General features: G+C 60.5%; 26 protein-coding genes and 2 pseudogenes. 14 read left to right on the forward strand and 14 right to left on the reverse strand.

The features are described from left to right. Positions 1–48: 48 nt before the first annotated feature. From AC0L39_RS10105 to AC0L39_RS10120, 4 genes are all read right to left on the reverse strand, one after another. On the reverse strand, positions 49–813 hold the full coding sequence (locus tag AC0L39_RS10105; protein ID WP_473257591.1) for an EAL domain-containing protein: 765 nt from the start codon (positions 811–813) through the stop codon (positions 49–51). After that, entirely contained in the window at positions 804–1,262 is a 459-nt protein-coding gene (locus AC0L39_RS10110; RefSeq protein ID WP_473262347.1) for an EAL domain-containing protein, read from the reverse strand. The genes AC0L39_RS10105 and AC0L39_RS10110 overlap by 10 nt, the downstream gene beginning before the upstream one ends. Next, positions 1,237–2,145 carry a diguanylate cyclase domain-containing protein gene (locus tag AC0L39_RS10115; RefSeq protein ID WP_473257592.1) on the reverse strand — a complete coding sequence of 303 codons (909 nt, stop codon included), beginning with the start codon at positions 2,143–2,145 and terminating at the stop codon, positions 1,237–1,239. Before AC0L39_RS10115 ends, AC0L39_RS10110 begins: the two co-directional genes overlap by 26 nt. A 241-nt stretch (positions 2,146–2,386) precedes the next feature. Further along, complete coding sequence (locus AC0L39_RS10120; RefSeq protein WP_473257594.1) at positions 2,387–4,591, reverse strand: putative bifunctional diguanylate cyclase/phosphodiesterase; 2,205 nt, start codon at positions 4,589–4,591, stop codon at positions 2,387–2,389. A 200-nt stretch (positions 4,592–4,791) separates the two neighbouring features. Here AC0L39_RS10120 and AC0L39_RS10125 point away from each other — a divergent pair, with 200 nt between their 5' ends. From AC0L39_RS10125 to AC0L39_RS10145, 5 genes and pseudogenes are all read left to right on the forward strand, one after another. Continuing rightward, positions 4,792–6,489 carry an alpha/beta fold hydrolase gene (locus tag AC0L39_RS10125; RefSeq protein WP_473257596.1) on the forward strand — a complete coding sequence of 566 codons (1,698 nt, stop codon included), beginning with the start codon at positions 4,792–4,794 and terminating at the stop codon, positions 6,487–6,489. A 124-nt stretch (positions 6,490–6,613) separates the two neighbouring features. Continuing rightward, the gene (locus tag AC0L39_RS10130; protein ID WP_473257598.1) at positions 6,614–6,904 is read left to right on the forward strand and encodes a hypothetical protein; all 291 of its coding nucleotides are present in this window, start codon (positions 6,614–6,616) and stop codon (positions 6,902–6,904) included. Next, entirely contained in the window at positions 6,852–7,472 is a 621-nt protein-coding gene (locus AC0L39_RS10135) for an alpha/beta fold hydrolase (protein ID WP_473257600.1), read from the forward strand. The genes AC0L39_RS10130 and AC0L39_RS10135 overlap by 53 nt, the downstream gene beginning before the upstream one ends. A 72-nt stretch (positions 7,473–7,544) precedes the next feature. After that, positions 7,545–9,312: pseudogene (locus AC0L39_RS10140) on the forward strand (N-acyl-D-amino-acid deacylase family protein). Continuing rightward, positions 9,309–10,145, forward strand: coding sequence for an SDR family NAD(P)-dependent oxidoreductase (locus AC0L39_RS10145; protein ID WP_473257602.1), 837 nt, complete (start codon positions 9,309–9,311; stop codon positions 10,143–10,145). The pseudogene AC0L39_RS10140 and the gene AC0L39_RS10145 overlap by 4 nt, the downstream one beginning before the upstream one ends. Here the strand turns inward: AC0L39_RS10145 and AC0L39_RS10150 are convergent. The 7 genes from AC0L39_RS10150 to AC0L39_RS10180 all read right to left on the reverse strand — a co-directional run bounded on the left by AC0L39_RS10150 (position 10,142) and on the right by AC0L39_RS10180 (position 16,230). Next, complete coding sequence (locus AC0L39_RS10150) at positions 10,142–11,230, reverse strand: DUF2855 family protein (RefSeq protein ID WP_473257604.1); 1,089 nt, start codon at positions 11,228–11,230, stop codon at positions 10,142–10,144. The two genes, AC0L39_RS10145 and AC0L39_RS10150, sit on opposite strands and share 4 nt — an antisense overlap. Before the next feature lie 39 nt (positions 11,231–11,269). Then, entirely contained in the window at positions 11,270–11,908 is a 639-nt protein-coding gene (locus AC0L39_RS10155) for a glutathione S-transferase family protein (RefSeq protein WP_473257605.1), read from the reverse strand. Beyond that, entirely contained in the window at positions 11,905–12,279 is a 375-nt protein-coding gene (locus tag AC0L39_RS10160; RefSeq protein WP_473257606.1) for a hypothetical protein, read from the reverse strand. Before AC0L39_RS10160 ends, AC0L39_RS10155 begins: the two co-directional genes overlap by 4 nt. 71 nt (positions 12,280–12,350) lie before the next feature. Continuing rightward, entirely contained in the window at positions 12,351–13,478 is a 1,128-nt protein-coding gene (gene dnaN / locus AC0L39_RS10165) for a DNA polymerase III subunit beta (RefSeq protein ID WP_473257608.1), read from the reverse strand. A 161-nt stretch (positions 13,479–13,639) separates the two neighbouring features. Then, on the reverse strand, positions 13,640–14,392 hold the full coding sequence (gene fabG, locus AC0L39_RS10170; RefSeq protein WP_473257610.1) for a 3-oxoacyl-[acyl-carrier-protein] reductase: 753 nt from the start codon (positions 14,390–14,392) through the stop codon (positions 13,640–13,642). Beyond that, the gene (gene fabD / locus AC0L39_RS10175) at positions 14,392–15,330 is read right to left on the reverse strand and encodes an ACP S-malonyltransferase (RefSeq protein WP_473257612.1); all 939 of its coding nucleotides are present in this window, start codon (positions 15,328–15,330) and stop codon (positions 14,392–14,394) included. Before fabD ends, fabG begins: the two co-directional genes overlap by 1 nt. 69 nt (positions 15,331–15,399) lie before the next feature. After that, the gene (locus AC0L39_RS10180) at positions 15,400–16,230 is read right to left on the reverse strand and encodes an LD-carboxypeptidase (RefSeq protein WP_473257614.1); all 831 of its coding nucleotides are present in this window, start codon (positions 16,228–16,230) and stop codon (positions 15,400–15,402) included. A gap of 54 nt (positions 16,231–16,284) precedes the next feature. Here AC0L39_RS10180 and AC0L39_RS10185 point away from each other — a divergent pair, with 54 nt between their 5' ends. The 4 genes from AC0L39_RS10185 to AC0L39_RS10200 all read left to right on the forward strand — a co-directional run bounded on the left by AC0L39_RS10185 (position 16,285) and on the right by AC0L39_RS10200 (position 19,590). Then, entirely contained in the window at positions 16,285–17,712 is a 1,428-nt protein-coding gene (locus AC0L39_RS10185) for a Mur ligase family protein (RefSeq protein WP_473257616.1), read from the forward strand. Continuing rightward, entirely contained in the window at positions 17,709–17,990 is a 282-nt protein-coding gene (locus AC0L39_RS10190; protein ID WP_473257618.1) for a hypothetical protein, read from the forward strand. Before AC0L39_RS10185 ends, AC0L39_RS10190 begins: the two co-directional genes overlap by 4 nt. Before the next feature lie 93 nt (positions 17,991–18,083). Continuing rightward, the gene (locus tag AC0L39_RS10195; RefSeq protein WP_473257620.1) at positions 18,084–19,439 is read left to right on the forward strand and encodes a class I adenylate-forming enzyme family protein; all 1,356 of its coding nucleotides are present in this window, start codon (positions 18,084–18,086) and stop codon (positions 19,437–19,439) included. Continuing rightward, on the forward strand, positions 19,333–19,590 hold the full coding sequence (locus AC0L39_RS10200; protein ID WP_473257622.1) for an AMP-binding enzyme: 258 nt from the start codon (positions 19,333–19,335) through the stop codon (positions 19,588–19,590). Before AC0L39_RS10195 ends, AC0L39_RS10200 begins: the two co-directional genes overlap by 107 nt. On the opposite strand, the gene AC0L39_RS10205 is transcribed toward AC0L39_RS10200, so the two are convergent. Then, positions 19,587–20,231 carry a glutathione S-transferase family protein gene (locus tag AC0L39_RS10205; protein WP_473257624.1) on the reverse strand — a complete coding sequence of 215 codons (645 nt, stop codon included), beginning with the start codon at positions 20,229–20,231 and terminating at the stop codon, positions 19,587–19,589. The two genes, AC0L39_RS10200 and AC0L39_RS10205, sit on opposite strands and share 4 nt — an antisense overlap. Next, a pseudogene (locus tag AC0L39_RS10210) lies at positions 20,231–21,194 on the reverse strand (DUF808 domain-containing protein). Before AC0L39_RS10210 ends, AC0L39_RS10205 begins: the two are co-directional and overlap by 1 nt. Before the next feature lie 198 nt (positions 21,195–21,392). On the opposite strand from AC0L39_RS10210, the gene rpsF reads away from it, so the two are divergent. The 5 genes from rpsF to AC0L39_RS10235 all read left to right on the forward strand — a co-directional run bounded on the left by rpsF (position 21,393) and on the right by AC0L39_RS10235 (position 25,924). After that, complete coding sequence (rpsF, locus tag AC0L39_RS10215; RefSeq protein WP_218317395.1) at positions 21,393–21,758, forward strand: 30S ribosomal protein S6; 366 nt, start codon at positions 21,393–21,395, stop codon at positions 21,756–21,758. Continuing rightward, positions 21,758–21,982: a 30S ribosomal protein S18 gene (gene rpsR, locus AC0L39_RS10220; protein ID WP_034904833.1), complete on the forward strand. Its 225-nt coding sequence runs from the start codon at positions 21,758–21,760 to the stop codon at positions 21,980–21,982. The genes rpsF and rpsR overlap by 1 nt, the downstream gene beginning before the upstream one ends. 14 nt (positions 21,983–21,996) lie before the next feature. Further along, complete coding sequence (gene rplI / locus AC0L39_RS10225) at positions 21,997–22,668, forward strand: 50S ribosomal protein L9 (protein ID WP_473257626.1); 672 nt, start codon at positions 21,997–21,999, stop codon at positions 22,666–22,668. A gap of 127 nt (positions 22,669–22,795) precedes the next feature. Then, positions 22,796–24,244 (forward strand): AMP nucleosidase, encoded by a 1,449-nt coding sequence (locus AC0L39_RS10230; protein ID WP_473257628.1) that lies wholly within the window; start codon positions 22,796–22,798, stop codon positions 24,242–24,244. 180 nt (positions 24,245–24,424) lie between these two features. After that, entirely contained in the window at positions 24,425–25,924 is a 1,500-nt protein-coding gene (locus AC0L39_RS10235) for a methyl-accepting chemotaxis protein (protein ID WP_473257630.1), read from the forward strand. Positions 25,925–25,927: 3 nt separating this feature from the next. On the opposite strand, the gene AC0L39_RS10240 is transcribed toward AC0L39_RS10235, so the two are convergent. Then, positions 25,928–26,323 carry a RidA family protein gene (locus tag AC0L39_RS10240; protein WP_473257631.1) on the reverse strand — a complete coding sequence of 132 codons (396 nt, stop codon included), beginning with the start codon at positions 26,321–26,323 and terminating at the stop codon, positions 25,928–25,930. Positions 26,324–26,339 lie beyond the last annotated feature (16 nt).

Raw genomic sequence — 26,339 nt, forward strand, 5'->3', positions numbered from 1 at the left:
ATGCGCGTTATGTCATTCGAGAAAAACGCAACACCCTGAAACGAACGCTCAAGCCGCCTCGTGCACGGCTCCGGGGGCGTAACCGAATTGCGGGATGCTTGCGCCGTGACCGAGAAGGCCGCCCTCCATGCCCTTGTAATTGCCGGGTGAAAGCGCTGCCAGCGGCGCGCCAGCTGATGCAAGAGCATAGGGCGAGACCCGGTTGCGTGTGCACAGCCCGCCCGACCCATCGTCGATCAGCGATTGTTCGAATTCCAGGCCCTGTGTGTCGGCACTGCTGCGGATCACTGTCGCGACGGCCAGCTGCCCGCCGCCAAGATCGACCACGAACTGCGCGCCCTTCGGCACATCGGCAAGGCCCTGGATCAGGGCGCCGCTCTTTGACAGGTTTCGCAATGTGACTTCGTAGGAGTGGTCGTCGTGTATCACCTGGATCTTGCGATACACCGTCCGGCGGCGCGCGCGTTTCAGCCGGTCTGCGCTCGGATCGATCTTCCAGCCACTACCCAGCAATTCACTTTCTGCGTCTTCGCGCGTGACCGGATCAGAGAAGATCGGTCCCTGCACCCGGCGCACTCCGCAATCAACAAGCGCGGCGAGCAGATCGTTCGATTCGATCCCGTTGGCAACCGTGTCCATGTCCAATGCGTCGGATAGGGCAACGATTGCGCGGATCAAGCCAAGTTCCCGGCTGTCATGGCGATCGGCTTCGGCGATCAGCTTCTCGTCGATCTTGATCGAATCGAAGGGCGCGCGCCGCAGGTAGGAGAGCGAGGAATAACCGCTACCGAATTCATCAAGCGTCAGGCGCACTCCCAGCTTGAACAGCTGGGCGAGCGTGCGGTCGACGTACCGAAGTGTCGCCGAAGAAGACGGCTTCGTTGATTTCCAGCTCGAGGCGGCTCGGCGGGCATGTCTGCCGCCTGCAGTGCAGCGGTCAGATCATCGACAAAATCAGCCGCGCCGAACAGAGGGACCGGGACGTTGACTGCAACGCGAATGGATTCCGGCCAGTAAGCGGCGTGGCTGCAAGCCTCCGCAATGGCCCAGCTGCCAACTTCGATGACCTGGCTGGAGCCTTCAAGGATGGAGGCAAATTCCTCTTCGTCGATTTCGCCGCGCTGTTCATGGTTCCAGCAGATATGCGCCTCGAGAGCCTGGACTTCACGGCTTTTGGCATCGACGATCGGTTCGTATTTCAGGAACAGCTGCTTCTGCTCGACCGCCTTGCCCAGGTCAGCTTCGAGCCGGCGGCGGAAAATGGCTTCGTTTTCGAGGTCGCCGGAGAAGAACCGGTATTGCCCGCGTCCGCCATTCTTGGCCGCGTAAAGCGCAAGGTCGGTACGAACGTACGATCTCATCGCGGGTCACGCCGTCATGCGGCGCAATGGCGATACCGACCGAACAACCGATTACGCAGCGCCCCTCATCTAGCGAATAGGGCTGCTTCAGCATCGTGATGATCCGCATGGCGATTTCGCCGAGGACGCCGCGATCATCGACGTCGGGGATCATGACCTGAAACTCGTCTCCGCCGAGGCGCCCGATTTCGCAATCACGCTCGATCGAGCGCTTCAGCCGAACGGCGACCTGCTTGAGCAATTCGTCACCTGCTGCATGCCCCAGCGTGTCGTTGACCTGCTTGAACTTGTCGAGATCGAGCATGAGGATCGCGCAATTGCGCTTTGCAGCCTTGAAAGCCGTCAGCGTCGTGTCGATCAGGTGCGCCATGCGGTGCCGGTTGGAAAGGCCGGTCAGGGAATCGAATTTTGCAAGCCGCTGGGTCTCGGCCTCGCGGTGATGTTCTTCGGTGATGTCGGCACCGGTGCCGCGAAAGCCCTGGAATCGGCCCTTCGCATCCTCGACCGGCTGGCCCGAAAGCCGCAGCACTGCGCCATCGGGCTGCTTGGCGGCGTGAACTGCAATCCCGGAGAAAGCCTTGTGCGACCCGAGCCTCAGTGAGAGCGAGGTCGTGCGCCCCTGCCCTTCTATCGGTTCGAAGACGGTGTGAATGGCATGGCCGAGCAGCTCGTTGAGCGGCATTTCGAGCCGTTCGGCTATCGCAGCGCTCAGGTAGGTCAGGTTGCCATCAGCATCGCAGGCCCAGAACCAGCCGAGACCCGACTGCTCCAGTTCGTCAAGCATCGCCAGCTTCTCGCCGTCGGACAGCGCAGAAGCCGCGCTGCCCCGGCGACCCCGAAGCAAACCACCGCTTTTCGAAGACAAGAAACCCTTTAGGGGCACCTGCGGCATTCCTCCAACATAATGGCGCAGACCCATCTGCACCTATCACATGTGTAAATCCGGTTGGTTATTTTTGTCCTAATGCCAAGACTTAAAATTGACTTAGGAGCTGCCGTTTCTGCGGGCGCACAGGCGCTACGCGTTAGTCCCGGTCAGGCGAGCTCAGATCGACTTCGATGAAGGCCTTCTTGCCGGTATTAAGCCCCCCGGTGACGGCGGCGACGTCGACATCGCTCAATGCCTGGAGCGGACGGCCAGCGGCCTCAATCTGGTAGGGTGAGACCCTGTGACGGGTGCAAAGGCCATCGGCGCCGTCGCTAATGAGCGCAGTTTCAAACTCCAGCCCCTGCGATACACCTTGCGAACGGCGAACCTTGGCCACAACCAACTGCCCGCCGCCCAAATCGAGCACGACTTCGGTGTCCACCGGCACATCCAGCAGGCCTTCGATCTTCGCCCCGGTCTTCGAGAGGTTGCGAAGGAAAACCTGATAGCGGCTGTCCTCGTGAATCAGGCCGATCTTGCGGAATTCGGTTCTTCGGTCGGAGCGATACTTTTCCGGGCCTCGCGGTTCGAAGATCAGCTCGCCGGAATCCAGCCGCTCCGTGATGAAGCTGGCGGGCTGCGCGCGGGCGAACAGCGCACCCTGTAGGTGGGATGCGCCCTGCCCGACTATAGCCGCTAGCTCATCTTTCGTTTCGACACCTTCGGCGACGGTCGTCATGTTCAGCGCCCGAGCGAGGCTGACAACTGCGGAGACGATCGCACCATTGTTGTTGCCCTCTTCGGTGCAACCGCGAACAAAGCTCTGATCGATCTTGATCTTGTCGAACGGCGCATCGCGCAAGTAGCTGAGCGAGGAATAGCCGGTGCCGAAATCGTCGAGCGCCAGCCGCGCGCCGATCTCCTTCAGCTCCCGGAAGATCCGAAGGGCGCGATCGATATCGCCAACAAAGACGCTTTCGGTGATCTCCAGCTCGATGCGAGCGGGCTGCACGCCCGATTTCTTGAGCGCTCGCTGGACAATCTCGATCAGATTGTCAGAGGCAAACTGGACCGCGGAGACATTGATCGCCGCACCGACACCTTCTGGCCAGCGAGCGACCTGATCGCAAACCTCGTAGATCGCCCACTCGCCAAGCTCTCGGATGATGCCAACTTCCTCGGCCACCGGGATAAAATCGGCGGGTGAGACCATGCCGCGTTCGGGATGGTTCCAGCGCATCAGGGCCTCGACGCATACGACCTTGTGCTCGTCTGCGGTGACGATCGGCTGGTAGTGCATTTCCAGCTCTTCCTTGATCAGAGCGTCGCGCAAGTCTTCCTCGATCATGTGCCAATGGCTGGCCTGGTCGCGCAAATCGCTGGAATAAAAACGGAATTGCCCGCGTCCACCGCCTTTGGCTGCATACAGCGCCAGGTCGGCAGCCTTGACCAGCTCTTCGCTTTCGATCCCGTCGAACGGCGCAATGGCCATGCCGACAGAGCAGCCGATGACTGCGCGCATACCATTGATGGAATAGGGCTGTGAAAGCATCTGGATGACCCGCTCGGCAATATCGCTGAGGACCTGCCGGTCTTCGATATCGGGCAGGATCACCTGGAACTCATCGCCCCCGATCCGGCCAATCTCTCCCTGATCGCCGATAATTCGATTGAGCCGTGCGGCAACCTGCTTAAGCAGCTCATCTCCTGCCGGGTGACCCATCGTATCATTGACCTGCTTGAACCGGTCGAGGTCCAGCAGCATCGTTGCGCAGCTACGCTTCGCAGTCTGGAAGGAACTGAGCGTCGACGAAAGCTTGTGCGAGATCCGATGCCTGTTGGCGAGCCCGGTGAGGGAATCGTAACGCGAAAGTTTCTCCGCATCGCGCTGGCTCGCAATGCTGGCAGTTACGTCGCGCGCAATGCCGTGATAGCCGCTGAAATCCTCGCTTTCGCCAATTCTCGGGGCGCCGGAGATTTCCCACCAGAACGTGCGATCCTCACCTTCAATCTTGACCACAGTCGGGCGCAGCGAATTGCGCGCGGCGAGCTGGAATTTCAGCGGCCGTTGCGGGGATGAGCCATCGTAGTCGTCGTCTTGGAAAAGGTCGGTCAGCTGCTTGCCCATGACATCCGCACCATGAGGCACCACACGCTCTATTGCGGGCTCCGACAGATAGATCAGGCGCCCGGCGCCATCGCTGGCCCAGAACCAGCCGAGATCTGACTTTTCCAAGCTGTCGAGCAAGGCGGCGCGGCGGGCAACATCGGACGAGTGAATAGGGGCCAGGGGCGTTTCCTCGCCGCCTGCCCTGGCAATTTTCGTCGATGCACCTGTAAGGCGTGCGAGCAGTCGCCCCATATTCAGTGTTCCCCAAATTCTTTTCTTTTCGAATGGCTCCTTACACGGGCATTGGTTGAGGAATGGATAAGACCGGTTAACCTTGGCATGGCCCACCGACGGGAACTGCGCGGCGCGCTTGAAACTTGTATAATCAACAGGCATGTCGAACAGCATAAGTCAGGCACGCGCAGCTCAACCGCGCGGCGAAAGGGGACCAGATGGCAGAAGGCACCGTAAAGCTCGAAAACGAAGCGGCTCAATCCACCAATGCGTTGGGACCATTGATCGGTGTTGCGCGAGAGGATTTTGTTGGTGCGGTCGCACTGTTGTTGCGGGAAACGGCGTCGGATCCGAACCGGCTTTTCAAACACGCGCGCTCGCTAACCGAAGACATGGTCAAGATCATGACCGGTAAAAGCGAGCTTGCGCCCGACCCCAAGGACAAACGGTTTCAGGACCCGGCATGGCAGTTCAACCCGTTCTTCCGTGCCGGTGCGCAATATTACCTCGCCGTGCAGAAAGGTATGCGCGGCTGGCTCGAGGATCTCGAACTGGACGACCTTGAGCGCAATCGTGCCAATTTCATCGCCAATATCATCCTCGATGGTCTTGCGCCGACGAACACGCTGGCCGGCAACCCGATAGCGCAGAAACAGCTGATCAATTCCGGCGGTCTCTCACTGATCAAGGGCCTCCAGAACGCCTACAACGACCTCGTCCATAACAAGGGCATGGTGAGCCAGGTCGACAAGCGCCCCTTCAAACTGGGCGAGAATATCGCGACCTCCAAGGGCTCCGTTGTCTACCGCACCGAGATGTTCGAACTGGTGCAATATGCGCCAACGACGGATGAAGTGTACGAAATCCCGCAACTGACGATCCCGCCGCAGATCAACAAGATGTATATCAACGACCTCTCGCCCGAGAAGTCCGTGATCAAGTGGCAAGTCGATAACGGCATCCAGACCTTCGTGATTTCATGGCGCAATCCTTCGAAGGAGCAGGGTCACTGGGACATGGCCGATTACATCAAGGCATGCGAGGAAGCGCTCGAAGCTGTGTCCCAGATATCCGGATCGAAAACAGTCAACGTGTCGGCAGGCTGTTCCGGCGGACAGACCGCTTCTGTCCTTGCCTCCAAACTTGCGGCCACGGGCAATGACATTCTCGGCGCGCTGACGCTGATGGTGTGCGTGCTTCACCCGAAACCGACCGATATCGAAGCAGGCTCGCTCGTCAGTGAAAATGGGATGAGACTCGCTCGTCAGCGCGCTGCCAAGAAGGGCGTAATCAAGGCCGACGATCTCGCGCGCGGGTTTGCATGGCTGCGCCCCAACGATCTCATCTGGAACTATGTGATCAACAATTACCTGCTGGGCATGGATCCACCGGCATTCGACGTCCTCTATTGGAACGCCGATGCGACCAATCTTTCAGCGAGCCTGATGGGCGATTTCCTTACGCTGTTCGAAACGCTCGCCTTCACCAAAAAGGGCGAGGTAGAGATGGCCGATCACAAGGTCGACCTGTCCAAGGTGACGTCCGACATGTTCATCCTTGGCGGTGTCACCGACCACATCACCCCGTGGAAGGCGACCTACCGCTCGACCCAGCTGTTCGGATCGAAGGACGTCACCTATGTCCTAAGCCAATCGGGCCACATGCAGGCGATCCTCAACCCTCCGGGCAACCCGAAAGCAAAATATTTCGTCCAGAAGAAGAAGGGCAAGCTTCCCGCCACCGCCGATGAGTGGCTGCAGGGGACCGAAGAGGTGCAAGGCAGCTGGTGGCCGTACTGGATGGAATGGATCCAGGAACGCTCCGGCGAAAAGAAGGCCGCGCCAAAGAAACTGGGGAGCACCAAGCACAAGCCGCTGGACCCCGCCCCCGGACTCTACGTAGTGGAAGAAGTCTGATAGAGGCATCTGCGAAATAGCGCAGTTTACAGTTTATGGGAGGCAGCACCGTGAGGGATCTACGATGCTGCCTCCCACCCGCTTATCAGCGGGACGAAAGGACAAGAATTCAGTGTCGGATGCAATGAAAGACGCCGTCGTTTCGATGGAGCAGGTCGGCGGACGGACGCTACGGGTTGCTACATGGCGGCTCGATAAACAGTCCGATCATCTGCCCATCCTGTTCTTCAACGGCATCGGCGCAAATATCGAGGCTGTCGCCCCGCTGGCCGACGAAATGCCGGACCGCGGATTCATCATGTTCGATATGCCCGGAACCGGCGAGATCGCCCGATCCGGTGATCCCCTACAACCCCTTCACCATGAGCTGGACGGCAGCCGAGCTGCTCGGACGTCACGGCATCGGCGAAGTTGACGTCATGGGCGTATCCTGGGGCGGCGCGATGGCGCAGCATTTCGCGATCCAGCATCCGGGCCGGACCCGGCGGCTGATCCTCGTGGCGACCACGGCGGGCATGTTGATGGTTCCCGGCAACCCGGCGGCCTTCACCAAGATGGCCAATCCGCGCCGCTATATCGACCCGGAATTCATGAACGAGCATTTTGCGACGCTCTATGGCGGCGTCGATGCCGACGGAGCCGAGCACCACAAGGACAGTCATATCGGCCGTCTGAAGCCGCCCTCCCCGCGCGGATATGTGTATCAGCTGCTGTGCATGCTCGGCTGGACCAGCCTGCCTGCGCTGCCGTTCCTGAAGAAGGAAACGCTGATCATGATGGGCGGTGACGACCAGATTGTCCTGCCGATCAATGGACGCATTCTGGCTTCGGTCATTCCGAATTCGCGGCTGGAAATGATCGAGGGCGGCGGGCACCTCTTCCTCCTGACGCGCGCGGACGAGAGCATTGCCGAAATCCGCGCATTTCTCGACGCACCAGAGACTGCTGACGAAGCGCGCCGGACCGGAGCAGTCGCGGCCTGATCCTCTCAATTTCGCCCGCTGGACAGGGGTGCTGGGATAGGACATTCTCTTTGCCGTAATTGGAGAGAGAACATGCCAGCATTTGACCTCATCATTCGCGGCGGCACGATCGTCGACGGAACCGGCGCATCGCGCTTCACAGGCGATGTGGCAATCAAGGACGGATTGATCGCGCAGGTCGGTGACGTGCGCGGCGATGCTGATGAAGAGATCGACGCCAGCGGCAAGATCGTCGCCCCCGGCTTCGTCGACATCCACACGCATTATGATGGACAGGCTACCTGGGACCAGGAAATGGCCCCGTCGAGCTGGCACGGCGTCACCACGGTCGTGATGGGAAATTGCGGCGTCGGCTTTGCCCCTGCCAAGCCTGATCGCCACGAATGGCTCATCAGCCTGATGGAAGGCGTAGAAGACATTCCCGGCACGGCACTCGCTGAAGGGATCACATGGGATTGGGAGACCTTTCCCGAATACCTAGATGCGCTGGAGAAATTGCCGCGCACGGTCGATGTCGGCGCGCATGTCCCTCACGGCGCGGTTCGCGCCTATGTCCTGGGTGATCTTGAGCAGCCCGGCGCGGTCCCGACCGATGACGATATCGCCGCGATGAGCGCAATCGTCGAGGAAGGCGTGCGGGCAGGCGCTCTTGGCTTTTCAACCTCGCGCACGGTCCTGCACAAATCGGTCGATGGGGAACTGGTCCCCGGCACCACCGCAACTCCGGAAGAACTCGTCGCCATTGGCAAAGCGATGGGCCGTGCGAAAGATGCGGGCGGTCATGCCGTGTTCGAAATGTCAAGCGACCTGCAGCGCGACTGGAACGAGTTCGAATGGATGGGTAAACTCAGCCGCGAGGCGGGCATCCCCGTGACCTTCGCCGCGCTCGAATCCATCGCCAAGGAAATGCCGCTGGCCGAGCAGATCGAGACGATGCGCGCGGAAAACGACAATGGCGCAAACATAGTCGCGCAGATCGCGCTGCGCGGCAACGGGATCATCATGGCGTGGCAGGGGACGGTGAACCCATTCGCCTTCCGGCACGAGCTGGCAGGCGATCAAGGACCTGCCGTGGAAGGAGCAGAAGGCAAAACTGCTCGACCCCGCGTTCAAGAAACAGCTCTTGTCGGAGGCCAACGATTATTCCGAAGCGCCGATGGACATTATCGGCGTCGTGATGGTCATTACCCAGGGATGGGCACTGCAATACGAGATGGACCCGGATTTCGATTATGAGCCGGACGAGAGCGCAAGCGTCAATGCCCGCGCGGCAGCGGCTGGCGTGGACCCGCAGGAATACGCCTACGACATGCTGTGCCGCGAGGACGGACAAGGCTTTATATACCTGCCGATACTCAATTACGCTGACGGCAATCTCGACTTCCTCCATCCGCTCCAGCACGCTGACGACACGGTCAATTCGCTGTCGGATGGCGGCGCGCATTGTGGGACTATCTGCGATGCCGCCTCGCCCACCTTCATGCTCGAACACTGGGTCAAATCCCGCAAACGCGGTGAGCGGATCAGTCTCGAAAACGCGATAAAGCGCCAGTGCCGCGACACCGCTGTGCTTTACGGGCTGGAGGATCGCGGCGTCATCGCACCGGGCTATCTCGCCGACATCAACGTGATCGACATGGACGCTATCAAGCTTGGGCGGCCGTGGCTTGCATTCGACCTTCCAGCAGGCGGCAAGCGGCTTCTGCAAAAGGCGACGGGCTATGTCTGTACGATCAAGAACGGCGCCGTCACCTTCCGACATGGCAAGTGGACCGGTGAGACGCCCGGCGGACTGATCCGAGGCCCGCAGCACGCCGCGCTGGCAGAAGCCGCCGAATGACCGCGTATGAGCCTGCGGTCGGCGACTGGGCGGTCATAACCGGCGCAGGCCGCGGGATCGGGCGCTGGCTCGCCCTGCACTTTGCAGCCAAGGGGATGCGGATCTGCGCGCTCGACATCGACGCCTACGAAGCGGAGGAAACCGCGCGGCTATGCGGCGAAGGCTCGCGCGGGCGCGGCTGCGATGTGTCCGACCGTGAAGAGACGCTCGGCGTGGCGGAAAAGCTCATTGCCCAAGGGGTTGAGCCTTCGCTCCTGTGGATCAATGCAGGCGTCGGCACTGCCGATACGGTCAGCGCGGCGAAAGAGCGCGCGCTCGACTGGCTGATGGGCGTCAATGTCATGGGGCCGATCCACACCGCGCAGGCGTGGCTGCCATCACTGAAGGCGCGCGAGGGCAACCGCCATATCGGCATCACAGCAAGCTCGGCATCGGTCACACCGGTCAGCGGGCCTTTCACGCTTTATGCGACGACCAAGCAAATGACCGCCGCCATCGCCGAAGCGCTCACAGCGGAGCTGGCCGCAGACGATATTGGCGTCACGACCCTGTGCCCTGGCATCCTCAACACCCAGATCTGGAACGCGGCACAGGCGCGTCCCGACCGGTTTGGAGGGGCGCGTTCGGCTCCGGAGGAAGCTGGCGATCTCTGGCGCTCTCAGCCCGGTCCCGAAGTGCTCGAAGAGGGTTTGGATACCGTGCTTTCGCGCGGCGGGGGATGGTGCATCGTCCCGACGGAGGAAAGCACCGAAAGCGCCATGGAGGCCCGCCACCGCGCACAGCACCACGGGTTCTTCCACTACGCGCTCAAGCAGGCAGAGACTGCGAACTAAGGCTCGATCACGATGCCCTTCGCCGGATCGACTGTCCCGCCGATCATTTCGAGATAGACGTCCCGAGCTGCTGCCAGGCCCTGATGTTTCTCGATTGCGACCGTGCCCTCGGCGTCGGCGAGGAAGCCGTGCCACGCCTTTGCCATCAGCTTGCCGCCTTCTTCCGGGCCGTGCTCCTTGAAGAATGCCACCGCATGATCGGGCGCAAAGAAGAGCGTCGGTTTGGGTCCGGGAAGCCCGCGATCATCGGTCATTCCGCCGCTGCCGCGTTCCTCGATATGGGTCGCGCCGACCAAGCACGAATATTTGAGAGTATTGGCGTAGTGCTCGTGAAGCTTGGCCAGAAGGCCTGCATTGCCTGCAAAATCGACCGTCACACTGTCAGCGATCGGCATCATGCCGACCTCGTCATAGGTATAGACCTTGTCATACAGACCCGCGCCCTCGACAAATTCGACATTGCCCGCCGATGTCAGGCCAATGCGCTTGATGCCCGGCGAATTCTGCTTGGCCACGCTGGCGAGCCCCATCGCGGTTTTGGATGACGCACTCGTCAGGATGACCTGCGATGCCTCGAACCAGTCCTGATTGCGCAGGAAATACTCGATCAGGAAGCCGGTCTTGAACAGCGGCCCGAAGATCATCCGCTCCGCCTCGCGCGCGGGATCGTGCTCGGGGTCGGCTGCAAGCCGCGCATACTGGTTGTAGATCGGGCTCATCGGCTGGCGGTAATCGGTCGCGTCCATGAAGCTGGACGCCGAGACATGGCCGGGCCGCACATCGAGATGCGTCGCCATCGGCAGATAACCATAGACCCGCTCTCCCTCGGCGATCTCTCCATGCTTGCTTTCGATCACCTTGGCATGGCCCCACATCGGCACGATGCCGAGCCCATCAGGGGCAGGGAAGAAATTCCAATAGCCGAAACCGTCGCCGACCACCGCGTAAGTGATGTTGTTCGCAGTGACGGAAAAGCTCTCGATTTCCAGCCGCACTGCGCCGTCAACAAGCTCAGGCAGCTCGACATGGACGAGGTCGGCGTGGGTGAGTTCATCCTTGCGAACGTGGACTTGCTGGATTGTCATCGTGCGGGGTCTCCTGTTTGTCCGTGCATCCCTAACCGATCACGGCTCGCTTTCCCACCGTGTTGCGATGATCGAATCGCGCTTTTCGAGCCTGGCCAGCCATGCAGACAGATGATCGCACTGGGCAAGACCCATTTCGCCCTGCGGTGTCAGCTGCAAGCCGCGGATCACCGGATAGAAAAACACATCGGCCATGGTGAAGCCTTGGGCGGTCCACGCACCGTCCGTCGCCAGCTGCGCCTCGACATATCCAAGTGCGAGACTGATCTGAGGCAGGGCGCGTTCGATTTTCTCGCGTTCGAGCGGAAATCCTGCGACCCGGTGCATGATCCACGGCATGACAAGGCCGTTTTCGAACAGGGGAAACAGGTAGTTGTTGGCGAGCGCGATCCATTTGTCGCTGATGGCCCGCGCGGCGGGTTCGGCAGGTTGCAGCCCGCCGTCGTTGTGCGCGTTGTCGATATAGTTCGCGATCGCCACGCTCTCGATCAGCGTCAGTCCGTCGATCTCGACAACAGGGACCTTCCCGAACGGATGGCGGTTCTGGGGCGAGCGTGCAGGAGTGGCGATCGTTTCGTGGCTTATTCCCGCTTCTTCACACGCGATCTGAACAATGCGCGTGTAGGTCGATATGACCGTTCCGAAGATACGAACTTGGGGTGAGCCGCCAGCGCTCAACGTCCCTGCTCCGGCGCGCCGAAAGCGCCATCGCTCGCCAGAGCGAGCTTTCGGGCCAGTTTCTCACTGATGTGCAAAGTGTCACGAGAACTGGTCCCCCACCGTATCTCGCATTTGCGGCCAAGCGGCCCGCGCACCGGCTCCGTTCGGAAGCGATCCCAGGGGAGAAAGGCAGAACGGGCGAATGGTGCTAGAACCCGAGACACCCGAATGCGAATGCCTTCATCGCAAACCTCAAAAGCAGTCACGCCACTCAAACGGTAGAAATTGCCAAAATCTGCGGTGCAGAAGGCTATCACGCGTTTCGGTCGAGCATCCTTGCGATCAGGAAACTCGCGAGCAAACCGATTAAACCCAGCAAGTTCAGCCATGAGAGTTCCGATCCCCAGCCAAACAAGCAGGACGAATATCAGGATTGATACGGTGGCGAGAGGCCCTTGATTCACACCCGCATCGGCATCAGCACGTAGAGCGCGGGACTCTTTTCGTCCTGCCGGATGAGAGTCGGCGCGCCGGGGTCGGCGAGGTGCAGTTCGACCTCGTCGGCATCGATCTGGTCGAGGATGTCCTTCAGGTAATTCGCGTTGAAGCCGATTTCGAAGCCTTCCGACTTGTAATCCGCCATCAGTTCCTCGGTCGCGGTGCCGTTGTCGGGCGAGGTCACGGACAAGGTTACCTTATCGGTATCGAGGCCCATCTTGACCGCGCGGGTCTTCTCTGTCGCGATGGTCGCGACGCGGTCCACACCTTGGAAGAACAACTTGGGATCAACCTTGAGCAGCTTGTCATTACCGGTCGGGATCACGCGGCTGTAATCGGGGAACGTCCCGTCAATCAGCTTGCTGGTGAGCACCACCCCGCCCTCGCCGCCGAGCGTGAAGCGGATCTTGCTGGCGGAAAGGTCGATCTGGACATTGCCGTCGAGCGCTTCGTCGAGCAGCTTGCGCAGCTCCGCCACGCCCTTGCGCGGGACGATGACGTCGGGCATTCCTTCGGCCCCGTCAGGGCGCGCGAGCGTGAAGCGCGCGAGGCGGTGGCCATCGGTCGCCGCAGCCTTGAGCACCGGCTCGTCATCATCGGTGACATGCAGGAAGATGCCGTTGAGGTAATAGCGCGTTTCCTCGGTCGAAATGGCGAACCGGGTGCGGTCGATCATCTCGGCCAGAGTGCGTGCAGGCAATTCGAACGAGGTCGGCAGGTCGCCTTCGACGATCACCGGAAAATCGTCACGTGGCAAAGTAGGCAGCTTGAACCGGCTGCGGCCCGCCTTGATCTCCATGCGGTTCTCTGCCGTTTCGAGACTGACCTGGCTGCCTTCGGGAAGCTTGCGGGCGATATCGAACAGCAGATGCGCCGAGACAGTGATCGCGCCGGGCTTTTCGACCGAGGCCGCGCTCATCGTTTCAACAACTTGCAAGTCGAGATCGGTCGCCATCACCTTGACGCTGCCGCCATCGCTCGCGTCGATCAGCACGTTCGACAGGATCGGGATCGTGTTACGGCGCTCTACCACCGATTGGACGTGAGAGAGACACCGCAGAAGCGTCGCGCGTTCGATGGTAGCTTTCATCGCTTGGACCTTACCCTAGACTGAGAGCGCAAGCGGGTTGGAATCACCGCCCATGCCGAAAATTCCCGAAAACCTTAGCGTGGTGGTCTATGCGGGCAAGCCGTGAGACCGCCTATGGCGGATTCCTTTGGGGATAAGGGGATACAGGAGCGATCCGGGGATCAGCTCAGCATCGCCATTCCGCCATTCACATGCAGCGTCTGTCCGGTTACATATCCCGCCTCGCGGCTGGCGAGATATGCGCACGCAGCGCCGATATCGTCGCCCTCGCCCATCTTGCCCGCCGGAATCTTGGCGTTGATTGCATCTGTCTGTTTCTCGTCGAGTTGCGCGGTCATCGCAGTACGGATGAAGCCGGGCGCAACGCAATTGGCGGTGATCCCGCGCGAGGCAACTTCCTGCGCGAAGCTCTTGGTCATGCCGGTCAGGCCCGCTTTTGCCGCGGTGTAGTTCATCTGGCCCGGGTTGCCAGTTGCCCCGACCACGCTCGTGATGTTCACGATGCGGCCAAAGCGCGCTTTCATCATCGGGCGCGCGCTTGCGCGCATGAGCCGGAATGCCGCCTCCAGGTTGATGCGGATCACGTCGTCCCACTCCTCGTCCTTCATCCGCATGACGAGATTGTCGCGCGTGATGCCGGCATTGTTCACGAGGATGTCGATGCCGCCCAGCGTATCGAGAGTTGCCGGGATCAGCTCCTCGACCTGTACGGTGTCTGAGAGGTTGCAGGTGATCTCGACATGGTCCCCGCCAACTTCGTCCATCAACTGGTCACGAAAGGCGCGGAGCTTGTCGCCATTGGAACCTGAAAGCGCGACGCGCGCGCCTTGTTTGGCGAGCGCGATTGCAATCGCCGAACCGATCCCGCCACTCGCGCCGGTTACCAGCGCGTTCATACCCTTGAGAGAGAACATTATCCGATTTCCTTTGCGAATGTTTCGAGGTCTTCCATCGTGATCAGGCTGGTTGTCGATGCGTCCTTGTCGATGCGTCCGATCATGGGGCCCAGCACCTTGCCACCGAGCTCGGCGAAACTTTCCACGCCATCCGCCCGCATGGCAAGCACGCTTTCGCGCCAGCGCACACGGCCCGTTACCTGCTCGACCAAGAGATTTCGCTCCTCATCCGGATCGCCGACCTTCGCGGCGGTAACATTGGCGAAGAGTGGCAACGCCAAGGCTCCGGGAGGGGTTTCGGCAAGCGCCTCGGCCATGCGGTCGACCGCGGGCTGCATAATCGAACAGTGAAACGGTGCAGAGACCGGCAGCAGGATGCCGCGCTTGATCCCGTGATCCTTGACCATGCCAACAGCGCGCTCGATCGCGCCCTTGTGGCCGGAGATCACGACCTGTGTCGGATCGTTGTCATTGGCAATCTCGCAAACTTCGCCCTCGGCAGCAGCGGCAGCGAGCGCGCTTGCCTTTTCAACATCGGCCCCAAGCAGCGCCGCCATGGCGCCCTCGCCCACAGGCACAGCGTCCTGCATGGCCTGGCCGCGCAGTTTGAGCAGTCGTGCGGTGGTCGAAAGATCGAACGCGCCGACCGCGCACAACGCGGTATATTCGCCGAGCGAGTGCCCCGCCACGCAAGATCCGGCATCGGCCAGCTTCACGCCAAAATCGCTTTCAAGCACCCGCAGCGTCGCGATGGCGTTCGCCATGATCGCGGGCTGCGCGTTCTCGGTGAGGGTCAACTGGTCTTCCGGTCCCTCGCGCATAATTGTGGAGAGCTTTTGCGACAGCGCCTCGTCAACTTCCTGAAAAACCTCACGCGCCGCCGCACTTGCATCGGCGAGGTCGGCGCCCATGCCGACCTTTTGGCTGCCCTGACCCGGAAATACGAATGCGCGCATCGTCTGCCCTTTTTATCGTGTTCTTCTGCCGAGAGCTCTGCGTCCCGCCATTAAATTTGCAACTCGCGGTTACGTAGCCTCGGGCGGACTCGCAAGCCCGAACGGGACGACCCTGTTGGCAGAAGTGTGCCCGATCTCGGCGCGGCCCAGATAGGGGACGCCAATTCTCCCGCACCAGAAACGGGCGATCTCTTCCTCGTTCTGCCCGAAATCCACGTAGTTTTCAGGAATATCGGTAATCGCTCCCAGCCTCAGGCCGGCAATCCGGGGAAGGCTGCCGGCGAGATGGAAGAACAGGCGGTCGATCGAATAAAGGTGCTCGCTCACCTCCTCCACCATAACGACATGGCCGCTGAGGTCAGGCATCAAGGGCGTGTTGGAGATCATCGCGAGGGTAATCAGGTTGAACGCAACCGCAGGGGTTTTGCCATCAAGCGAAGGCTCCAGCCCGCTATTGTCCCCATTCAGCCATTGGAGCACCCGGCGCACCGCCTTGCGCCCGTTCTCCGACCGCGCGCTCACCGGCATGGAGCCGTGCGCGCATTGGCCGATGCCGTGCCGGTAAAGTGCCGCCAGCAGGTATCCGCAATCGGAAAAACCGACATAGGTTTTCGACCGAGCCGCTTCGTTCATGCGTGCAACTGCAGCTTCGGCAATGCGGTTCGACCCGTATCCGCCCTTCGCAAACCAAACCGCATCGAAGGCCGGATCGTTGGAGCAATCGAGCAGCGCGGTCAGCCGGGTCAGGTCATCACCGGCAAAATGTCCGTCACGGGCAAAGCACTGTTCGTGGAACGTGACCCGCGTCCCTGCGAATTCAGCCGCGACCAATTCTTCCAGCGCGCGGGCGTGATCGCGCGTAATCGGCGTAGCGGGCGCACAAACGGCGATATTCGTCATGCGATACCCCTATGTCGCTTGTCAGCGTTCGCGCAAGCCAATAACCTGATTCGAATGGACGATGGGGTAAACGGGCCGGACCTAGAAGGTCGGCCATTTTTCTTTTGCGGGATAGGCGGTTCGGGCATGCTCCCGCTCGCGCAGATCGCTCACGGATCAGGACACGATGTTGCAGGCTCCGACCGCAGCAGGGATCAGGGGCGCACGCCTGAGAAGTTCGAATGGCTGTCCGAAAATGGGTTCGACCTGTTTCCACAAGATGGCAGCGGGATCACCTCCGACCGGCAAATCTTGATCGCCTCTGCCGCCATCGAGAATACTGTCCCTGAAATCGCCAAGGCGCGCGAACTTGGCAACGACCGGATGAGCCGCGCCGAATTGCTGTCCGCGCTGTTCAACGAAGCGGGCTATTCCTTCGCGGTCGGCGGGACTTCTGGCAAATCCACCGTGACCGGGATGATCGCATGGATCCTCCATCAGGGCGATTACGATCCCACGGTCATGAACGGCGCGGTGATGAAGAACTTCGTCAGCGCCGATAACCCGTTTGCGAGCGCGCGGGTCGGCAATCCGTCAATTTTCGTCAGCGAAGTCGATGAGAGCGACGGCTCGATTGCGCTTTACCGCCCTACCATAGGAGTGCTGCTGAATGTGAGCCTCGACCACAAGAGCATCGAGGAACTGCGCGTCCTGTTCGGAGATTACCTCATGCGTTCGGGCTGCGCGGTCATCAATTTCGACAATGAGCGCGCGCGGGAACTGGCGGACCGGGCGCTGCAAAGTATCAGCTTCGGGATCGAGGCAAAGGATGCCGACATCACGGTCGAGGCGGGTTCGATCGAGCACTCGCCATTCGGCGTGAGCGCGGCGATTATCGACAATATCAACCGGGAAACTGCTCCGCTCAGCCTGCCGATGCCGGGCACTCACAACCTGTCCAATGCGCTCGCCGCGATTGCCGCGGTCAATGCTGCGGGGGTGAGCGTCGCCAAGGCGGCCTATGCGCTCGGTTCGTTCAAGGGGCTTGCCCGCCGTTTCGATGTGGTCGGGACCACGGATACCGGCACGACCGTGATCGACGATTTCGGGCACAATCCGGAAAAATGCGCGGCGACCCTACGCACGCTCAAATCCACCCCGGGCCGCGTCATCGCCTTCTTCCAGCCGCACGGATACGGCCCACTGCGACAAATGGGCGATGAGTTGGCGGAAACATTCGCGGCCGAGCTTGATCCGAGCGACATCACCATCATGTGCGATCCGGTCTATTTCGGCGGCACGGTCGATCGCAGCGAAGGCAGCGAGCGGATAATCGAATTGATCCGGCAGGCAGGCGGCACGGCAGAGCACATCCCCTCCCGCGAAGAATGCGGCAAACGCATTGCCGAGCTTTCGCAGGAGGGTGACCGCATCGTGATAATGGGCGCGCGCGACGACACGCTCAGCGAGTTTGCCCGCACCGTCTTCGATGCCGTGTCATGAGCCTGTTCGATCGCGCGAAACGCCATGCATGGCGAATGGCCGTGGCGACGATGCTCGCGATCCTGTTCGTGCTTGCCGTAGACCTCGTTTACGGCCATTCGACCATCGCCTTTGCGGCGGCGATCATTGGCCTGATATGGCTGAACATGCCGATGTTGCGCTTCAACTGCCCGCGCTGCGGCTACAACATCTTCTTCCGCGGAATCGTGGTGATCCCCTGGCCACGTAGGGAATGCGGAAAGTGCGGGCTTGAGCTGGACGCACCGGAACCTCCCTGAGCGCGGCGCGCGTGACTTCCCAAAATCGCTGATGGAGCGTGCCCGGGAAGATCGCTAATCCTTGCCGACATGATAGCTCCTCGCGATTTTTCGATGGACACCCTGCTCAGGGCCTGTGCGACCCGGCTTTCGCAGCGCGAGGCCACAGTCGATGGTGATCAGCGGCTGACCTATGCCCAGCTAGAAGCGCGGGTGGAGCGGCTCGCCCGCTGGTTGCTGGAAAAGGGTATTCGACCCGGCGACCGTGTTGCAATCCTGCTGACCGATGGCGCGCCCTACCTCACTGTGCTGCTCGCCTGCGGACGGATCGGGGCGATTGCCGTTCTGCTCAATTGGCGGCTGGCTCCCGGCGAGATCACCTGGATTGCAGGCAATGCGGAGCCCGCGCTGACTTTCGTCAATCCGCGCTTTGCCAACTTGCTGGCAGAGGCAGATGCCGGCGAATTGGTCGACGTCGATGAACGTCACGATCGGAACGGCCAATTTGAAGCGATTGTGAGCACGGATCAGCCTGCGCAAACGATGCCACAGCTCGCCCCGGATCGCCCGCTCTACATGATGTATACGAGCGGCACGACGGGCAAGCCGAAGGGGTGTCTGCAAGCCGGCAGCGCGGTCGCATCCTCGGCGATGGGGTTTTGCGTGCGGCGCGGTTTCACGCATTCCGAGCGACTGCTCTCGATCAACCCGATGTTCCATGTCGTCGGCATGCAGCAGGTCGCGGCGATGCTGGCCTGCGGAGGGACGAGCGTCTTTGCCGGACGCGATGATGAGAGCGCCGCCGTGCTCGACCTGATCCACCGCGAAGGTTGCACCACGACCAGTGCTTTTCCGCAGATATCTTTCCAGTGGTTCGAGATGGACGCTGTGCGCGGCGGAACAATGCCGCTCACCAACTACACTGGTGGCGCAGGCATGGGGCGCCCGCAGATTTACGAGACATTCGAAAAGGCATGGGACTGCCGCGTCGTGGGCGGATACGGACAGACCGAGGTCTGCGGGTTTGCGACCTTCATCGATTACGACGACATGTGCGAGAATCCGCGCTCGATCGGCTGGCCGATGCCGCATGTTGAAATGACAATCCTCGACCCTGACGGCAAAGAGCTTGCGCCGGGTGAGGAAGGCGAGATCTGCCTGCGCGGTCCCTCGGTGATGCTGGGCTACTGGCGTAACGAGGAAGCGACCGAGGCCGCATTGGGCCACGGCTGGCTGCGCACCGGCGACCTCGGCACGATGGATGAAAACGGGCTCGGATATTTGCTCGGCAGGGCCAAGGAATTGATCAAGACCGGCGGCGAAAACGTTTACCCGGTACGAGGTCGATGCGGTGTTCGCGAACATGCCCGAAGTCGCGGACGTTGGCTGTGCAGGCGTTCCCGACGGAAAGTGGGGCGAGGCGGTCAAGGCGTTCGTCGTATTGAAGCCGGGCGAGAGCCTGTCGCGTGAGGAGATCACAGCGCGTTTCAAGGAACAGATCGCCGGATACAAGCGTCCGCGGTATATCGAATTTGTCGATCGGATCCCGCGCGATCCGCTTGGTAAATTGCTGCGGCGCGAGTTATCCGAACGTCCTGTCTCGCCGGATCAAGCCGCCTAGGCTTCGAGAGCTTTTTGCCCTTCTTCCTCCCGCGCGAAAGCGCGCTGGAAAGCATCCCGTGCAGTCATCCGCTCGCGGTAAGCCTGCAAGGAAGGCGGCACGCGTTCATCGAGCCCCACGTTTTTCGCGAGGATGAGAGCATAGGCGATGCAGATATCGGCTACGGTGAAGCGGTCCGCACACAGATAATCGCGTCCCTCAAGCCGCTGCTCGACCTTGACGAGGCGCTTCTCGAACCACGTAGCATAGGCCTCGCCCGCCTCGGCCCAACCCTTCTCTTTCTCGAAGATTGCAAAGCGCATGTAGACGGTCTGCGGAAAGGTGATGGTCGCATCGGCGTGATACGTGAAGTCGCAATACTCGGCGTAATCTGGCTCGCCCGGAGCGATAGCAAGGTCGGTATAGCCTTTGCGGGTGGCAAGGTAGTGCGCGATGGCGCAGCTCTCCGTCAGGCGCGACTCTCCGTCGACCAGAAGCGGGACCGTGCCCAGCGGATTGATTTGCTTATAGTCCGGCGCGAGATAGCGCGGCGGGAATGGCAATACTTTCAGATCGACATCGACGCCCGCTTCTTCTGCTGCCCATGTCGCCCGAAGCCCTCGCGAACGGGCGCAGGTGTAAAGGACCGGGCGATCCGCCATCAGTGGGCAGCCTCCGCAGTCTCTGCGCCGTGTCCTACTTTCAGCACCTTGTGCAGGACAAAGGCGATCACGATGCCGAGAATCAGACCGATGATCGCCGAGATCGCGGCGTAGGTTACCCATCCGAGAATTCCTGAAAGGGCTCCGGTTGCACCCTTCACGGCGTATTCCGCACCATGAGCGAAATCGTAAAGCAGGTCGAAACCGATCTCATGCGTTCCATGGATGATAATTCCGCCGCCCACCCAGAGCATTGCCACCGTCCCGACGAACGAAAGCGCGATCAACAACTTGGGCACGAAGGCGACCAGACCTTCGCCAAAGTTGCGCTGTGCGACGTTGTCGGATTTTGCCAAAGCGAGCCCGATATCATCAAGCTTCACGATGATCGCCACCGTCCCGTAAACCACCACCGTCACGACGATGCCCACAAGAGCAAGCGCGAGCCCGCGCTCCCACCATGTTGGCAAGTCGAGTTCATTGAGAACGATCGCCATGATCTCTGCCGACAGGATAAGATCGGTCCGGATCGCCCCGGAAATCCGCTGCTTTTCGAATGCGACTGGATCCGCGATCTTATCGTCGACCGTCTTGCCGTGCTTTTCGGCGCCAAGTTTTTCGAGGACTTTTTCGGCGCCCTCGTAACACAGGAACGCGCCGCCCAGCATGAGTATGAAGATTATCAGTCCCGGTAAGAATTCGGACAGTAGTATCGCACCCGGCAGCAGCAGCACCAGCTTGTTGAACAGGCTGCCCTTCGTAATCGCCCATATGATCGGCAGTTCGCGCGCCGGAGATAAGCCGGTGACATAGCTGGGCGTAACCGCCGCATCGTCGATAACGACTCCGGCCGTTTTGGACCCGGCCTTGCCTGCAGCAACAGCAATATCATCGTACCGATGCTGCTGCGGCGCGGGCGATGACCGCGACATCATCAAGCAGTGCGACTAGTCCTGATGGCAAGGCAATTCCCCTAGTGACGTTTCCTATCCTAACTGCCGCCTGCCCTGCTCGTTCCAAGACGACAAGCCTTGCATTAAACCGCAAACCCGCTAAATGCGCGCCTTCGCTGTTTCAGAACGGTGAAAAGAAGAAAGCCGGAGGGGCCCCGTCATCCGGGCGGACAAGCCAGCGATCGGCAGCAATTGAAAGGAACGCGAGATGGCTCATTACGAGCATATCTTTCTCGCGCGTCAGGACCTCTCGCAGGCCCAGGTAGACGCGTTGGCGGCCACGGCGACCGAAATCGTCGAAGCGAACGAAGGCAAGGTCACCAAGACCGAAACATGGGGCCTCAAGACCCTCGCCTACAAAATCGACCGCAACCGCAAGGCACACTTCGTGATGCTCAACATCGATGCCCCTGGCACCGTTGTCGAGGAACTCGAGCGCCAGACCCGTATCAACGAAGACGTCATTCGCTACATGACCATCCGTGTCGAAGAGCACGAAGATGGCCCCAGCGTGATGATGCGCAAGAACGAGCGCGATCGTAAGCGCCGTTCCGACCGGGAGGACCGTGACTGATGGCACGCCCATTTTTCCGCCGCCGCAAGTCCTGCCCGTTTTCGGGTAACGACGCCCCCAAGATCGATTACAAGGACGTGCGCCTGCTTCAGGGCTTCATGTCCGAGCGTGGCAAGATCGTGCCTTCGCGCATCACCGCCGTTTCTGCCAAGAAGCAGCGTGAACTCGCCAAGGCAATCAAGCGCGCGCGCCACATCGGCCTGCTTCCGTACATCGTCAAGTAAGAGGAGAATACATCATGGATATCATTCTTCTCCAGCGTATCGAGAAGCTCGGCACCATCGGTGACGTCGTTACCGTGAAAGATGGCTACGCCCGCAACTTCCTTCTTCCGCAGAAGAAAGCCCTGCGCGCCAACGAAGCCAACAAGAAGGTGTTCGAAGCCAATCGTGAGCGTCTCGAAAAAGAGAACGCAGAGCGCCGCACAGAAGCCGAGAAGATCGGCGAAAAGGTCGAAGGCGCAGAGGTTATCCTCATCCGTGCCGCGTCCAATGCCGGCCAGCTTTATGGTTCAGTCAATGTCCGCGACATGGTCGCTGGTCTGACTGCGCAAGGCCACGACATCGACAAGAAGCAGGTCATCATGGGCGCGCCGATCAAGACGATCGGCATGCACGATGTGACCGTTGCCCTGCACCCTGAGGTCCACGTGACTGTCAAAGCCAACGTCGCCCGCTCGGACGACGAGGCCGAGCTGCAGACGCAAGGCGTCGATGTTCTCGCCCAGCTGTTCGAGGAAGAGCAGAAGGAAATCGAGGAACAGGCCGAGGCAAACCGCACCGACCCCAATCTCGAGCCGGGTGAAATTCCGGTCGAAATGCTCGAAGAAGGCGTTGCGACACCGGAAGGCACCACCGAGACCGAAGCTCTCGTCGAAGCCACCGATCACAAGACCGACGACGACGCGTAAGCGACCTCGTTACCAAACACGAAGGGCGCGGCGTCGAAAGACTGCCGCGCCCTTTTTGTAACAGGGACCTGCATTGCAAGCTGCAGGTGTCTTTGAAACATACGAAATGAACCGCTAGGCAGAATACATGAAACCAATCGCCACCATCCTCGAAGAATTGCAGCAGCATTACAGCGACGCCGTGAAGACCCTTCGCGAAGACGTGATCGCATTCGGGCGCGATGGCACCGTGCCGCCTCAGCGTAAGCGCGAAGACGGAAGCTATGCCTATCCGCAGCTGACCCTGCATTATTCGGGCAATGGCGACCCGCTGGATCGCAGCCGCGCATTCGGCAGGCTGGAAATGCCCGGCACTTACACAACCACGGTGACGCGGCCCGACCTTTTCGGCGATTACCTGGCAGAACAGCTTGAGCTTATCGCGAACGAATACGACATCGAGGTCGAAGTGGGCCGTTCGCGGCAGGAAATCCCGTTTCCCTATGTGCTCGACGGAGAAGCAGGCGCGGCCATGTCGGGCATAGCGCCGCAGGACATCGCGCAGCACTTCCCCTCGACAGACCTGTCGCTCATCGGGGATGAGCTCGCCGATGGCATCGAATTCGACGAGCACGAAGCCATGCCGCTGTCGTTGTTCGACGGTTTGCGCACCGATTACTCGCTCGCCCGTCTGGCCCATTACACCGGCACGCGGGTGGAGGATTTCCAGGACTTCATCCTGTTCACCAACTATCACCGCTATGTTGATGAATTCGTGAACTGGGGTGCGCAGCAGCTCTGTTCGGAGGACGATGGCAGCGGTTATACCGGCCTGACCGGCGCGGGCGGGCTCAACATCGAGGATTGCACCGACAACGCGCAGGAGCAGCTCAACGATACAGCGTGGCGCAGGCACCAGATGCCAGCCTACCACCTCATCCGGGAGGACGGGAAAGGCATCACGCTGGTCAATATCGGCGTCGGCCCTTCCAACGCGAAGACAATCTGCGATCACCTCGCAGTGCTGCGACCGCATGCATGGATGATGATCGGACATTGCGGCGGCGTCCGTTCCAGCCAGAAGATCGGCGATTTCGTGCTCGCCCACGCCTATTTGCGCGACGACCACGTTCTCGATGCCGTGCTCCCGCCGGAAATTCCGATCCCGCCGATCGCCGAAGTGCAGCTGGCGCTCGCCAGCGCAGCGGAGGAAGTTTCGGGCGCACAAGGCGCGAATATCAAGCAGCGGATGCGCACCGGTACCGTCGTCACGACCGATGACCGAAACTGGGAGCTGCATTACTCGAGCTCGGCCAAGAGATTCTCGCACAGCCGGGCCATCGCGGTGGAGATGGAAAGCGCCACAATCGCCGCGCAAGGGTACCGATTCCGCGTTCCCTACGGCACGCTTCTGTGCGTTTCGGACAAGCCCTTGCACGGCGAGATCAAGCTACCGGGGCAAGCAAACAAGTTCTACGAGGAGGCGATCGCTGCCCACCTGCAGATCGGCCTCGAAGCCTGTAAACGCCTGCGTGACGAAGGCGACAGGCTGCACAGCCGCAAGCTTCGCGCCTTTAATGAGCCGCCCTTCCGCTAACGACACGCGGCAGAACGCCGCGGCACTCGTATTTGTACGCAGCCCGAGGGGCGGCGACTGATAACCAAAATGAGCGACATGTATGCTCATGTTTTGGCTGATTTTCTCGTCTCGTCCCGCAGTGGATACCGTAGGACCAAGTCAATCAAGCCTGCGCGCGCGCAGAGTTGTCCGCGCGCCATGATGAACAGTATCAGCGACCTTCGCCGCTTCGCTATGTGGCTGATCGCCCTCGGCGGATGGGCAGCAACAGGCCTGTTGACTGTAGTGATCATGACCGTCGGCGGCAGTGCGCTCCTCATTGTGCTTAGCGCGTTGGTGAACGTACCACTGACGATCAACCTGGTTTTCAAGCGAACCGATCGGTTGTTTCGCGTCATCGCAGGGATGGCAGCAGCTTTTCAAGCCGTGCTGCTGTGCATGTCGGCGATCGGCATGCAATGGCACGCCGAAACGCACCTGCTCTTTCTGATTGCACTCGTCACCCTGATGCTGCTGTGTGATTACCTGCCGATGGTCATCGCGAGCTCGATCATCATTGCGCACGACGCAATCCTGTCTGCCGGCCTGTCCGGGATGAACCACGGAGTCGACGGATCCGGTTTGGTCGTTGGCCTCCACACCGCAATCATCGTTGCAATAACCGCTCTGCTCTGTGCGCTCACCGTCGGATTAAATCGAATTTTCGGCAACATCGAAGACGCTCGCCGGAAAAGCGAACGGCAGGCGGATTTGCTGGAAGAGCAAGCAGGTGAGCTGCAAGCGGCCCTTCACCGTGTCGAGCTGGAACGCCAGGCAAAGGAGAAAGTCGAAGCAGAGGAGGCCGAACAGCGCAGGAAGGACTTTGCGCGCTTTTCCAAGGAGTTTGAAAACTCGGTTGCGGGCGTGATCGCTTCCGTGGCCAGCACGGCCAATGTCCTCGAGCAGGCCACGAAGGAAATGGACCGAATCTCTCATGAAACCGGTGACCGCGCCAGCGAGGTGGCAGACGCTGCCGAGAGTGCATCGCACGCATCGCAAACCGTCGCACACGGCGTGATGGAGCTCTCCAGCTCGATCTCGAACATCGCGGCGAATGTCGAGCAGCAAAAGCAACTCACGTCACAAGCGACCGCGCGCTCGTCATCGGGCGGAAAGGCGGTCGAATCGCTTTCTAGCCATTCCGACACGATCGAAGACGCGACCCAGTCCATCGTAAAGATCGCCGAACGGACCAACCTCCTGTCCCTCAATGCCGCGATCGAGGCTGCCTCGGCAGGGCCATCGGGCCGGGGTTTCCAGATTGTTGCGCAAGAAGTGAAGGTCCTTGCCGACCAGGCGAGCGATTGCGCGTCAGAGATCGAAAACATCCTGTCGGGAGTGCGCGACGGCACTATCGAGGCCGAAGGCAGTTTTTCGAAAATTGAAGATGTAATCTCCGAGCTCGATAAGGCAGCAGCGGCGATCCGTTGGGACGTCGACGATCAGCGCAAGTCCGCCGATACAATCTCCAATTACGCCCGGACCGCCGCCGACGAAGTCGGGTCAATGGCCGAGCGCAGCCGCTCGCTCGCCAGCAGCGCAGAAACGACCAGGAAACTCTCCAGCGAGCTTGATCGCGCAGCTGATGCCCTGATCGCCAATGTCCGGAGCCTTGAGGACACAACGGCTACTTTCGTCGACAAACTGAAGGCCGCGTGACCTTCAGCCGGCTGCGGTTGCCTCGATCTCTATCATGATGTCCGGATCATAAAGGCGTGTCACGCCCAGAAGCGTTGCGGCGATCTGCGCACCCGCCTCTGCGTGGATCGGCATGATCTGCTCGGCTGCTGCCATGAAAGCATCGACGTCTGTCGTGTAGAAATTAAGCCGCACGAGGTTTTGGGGCGTCATGCCCGCCGCCTCCAATGCCTCTACCAGACACTGCCACGCAGCCTTGTACTGCGCGACCAGATCGCCCGGATGCATGGCCGATCCATCGGGCGCGGTCGAGGTCTGCCCTGAAAAATAAACCGTGCGGGTTGATCCGCTGACCTCGACTGCATGATTAAGGCCGAAGCCTTGCAGCCACGGCGTCGGATTGTGCGATGTGATTTGCATGTCTTCCCCTCTTCGT

This window comes from Erythrobacter sp. K21-9 (assembly GCF_055808355.1).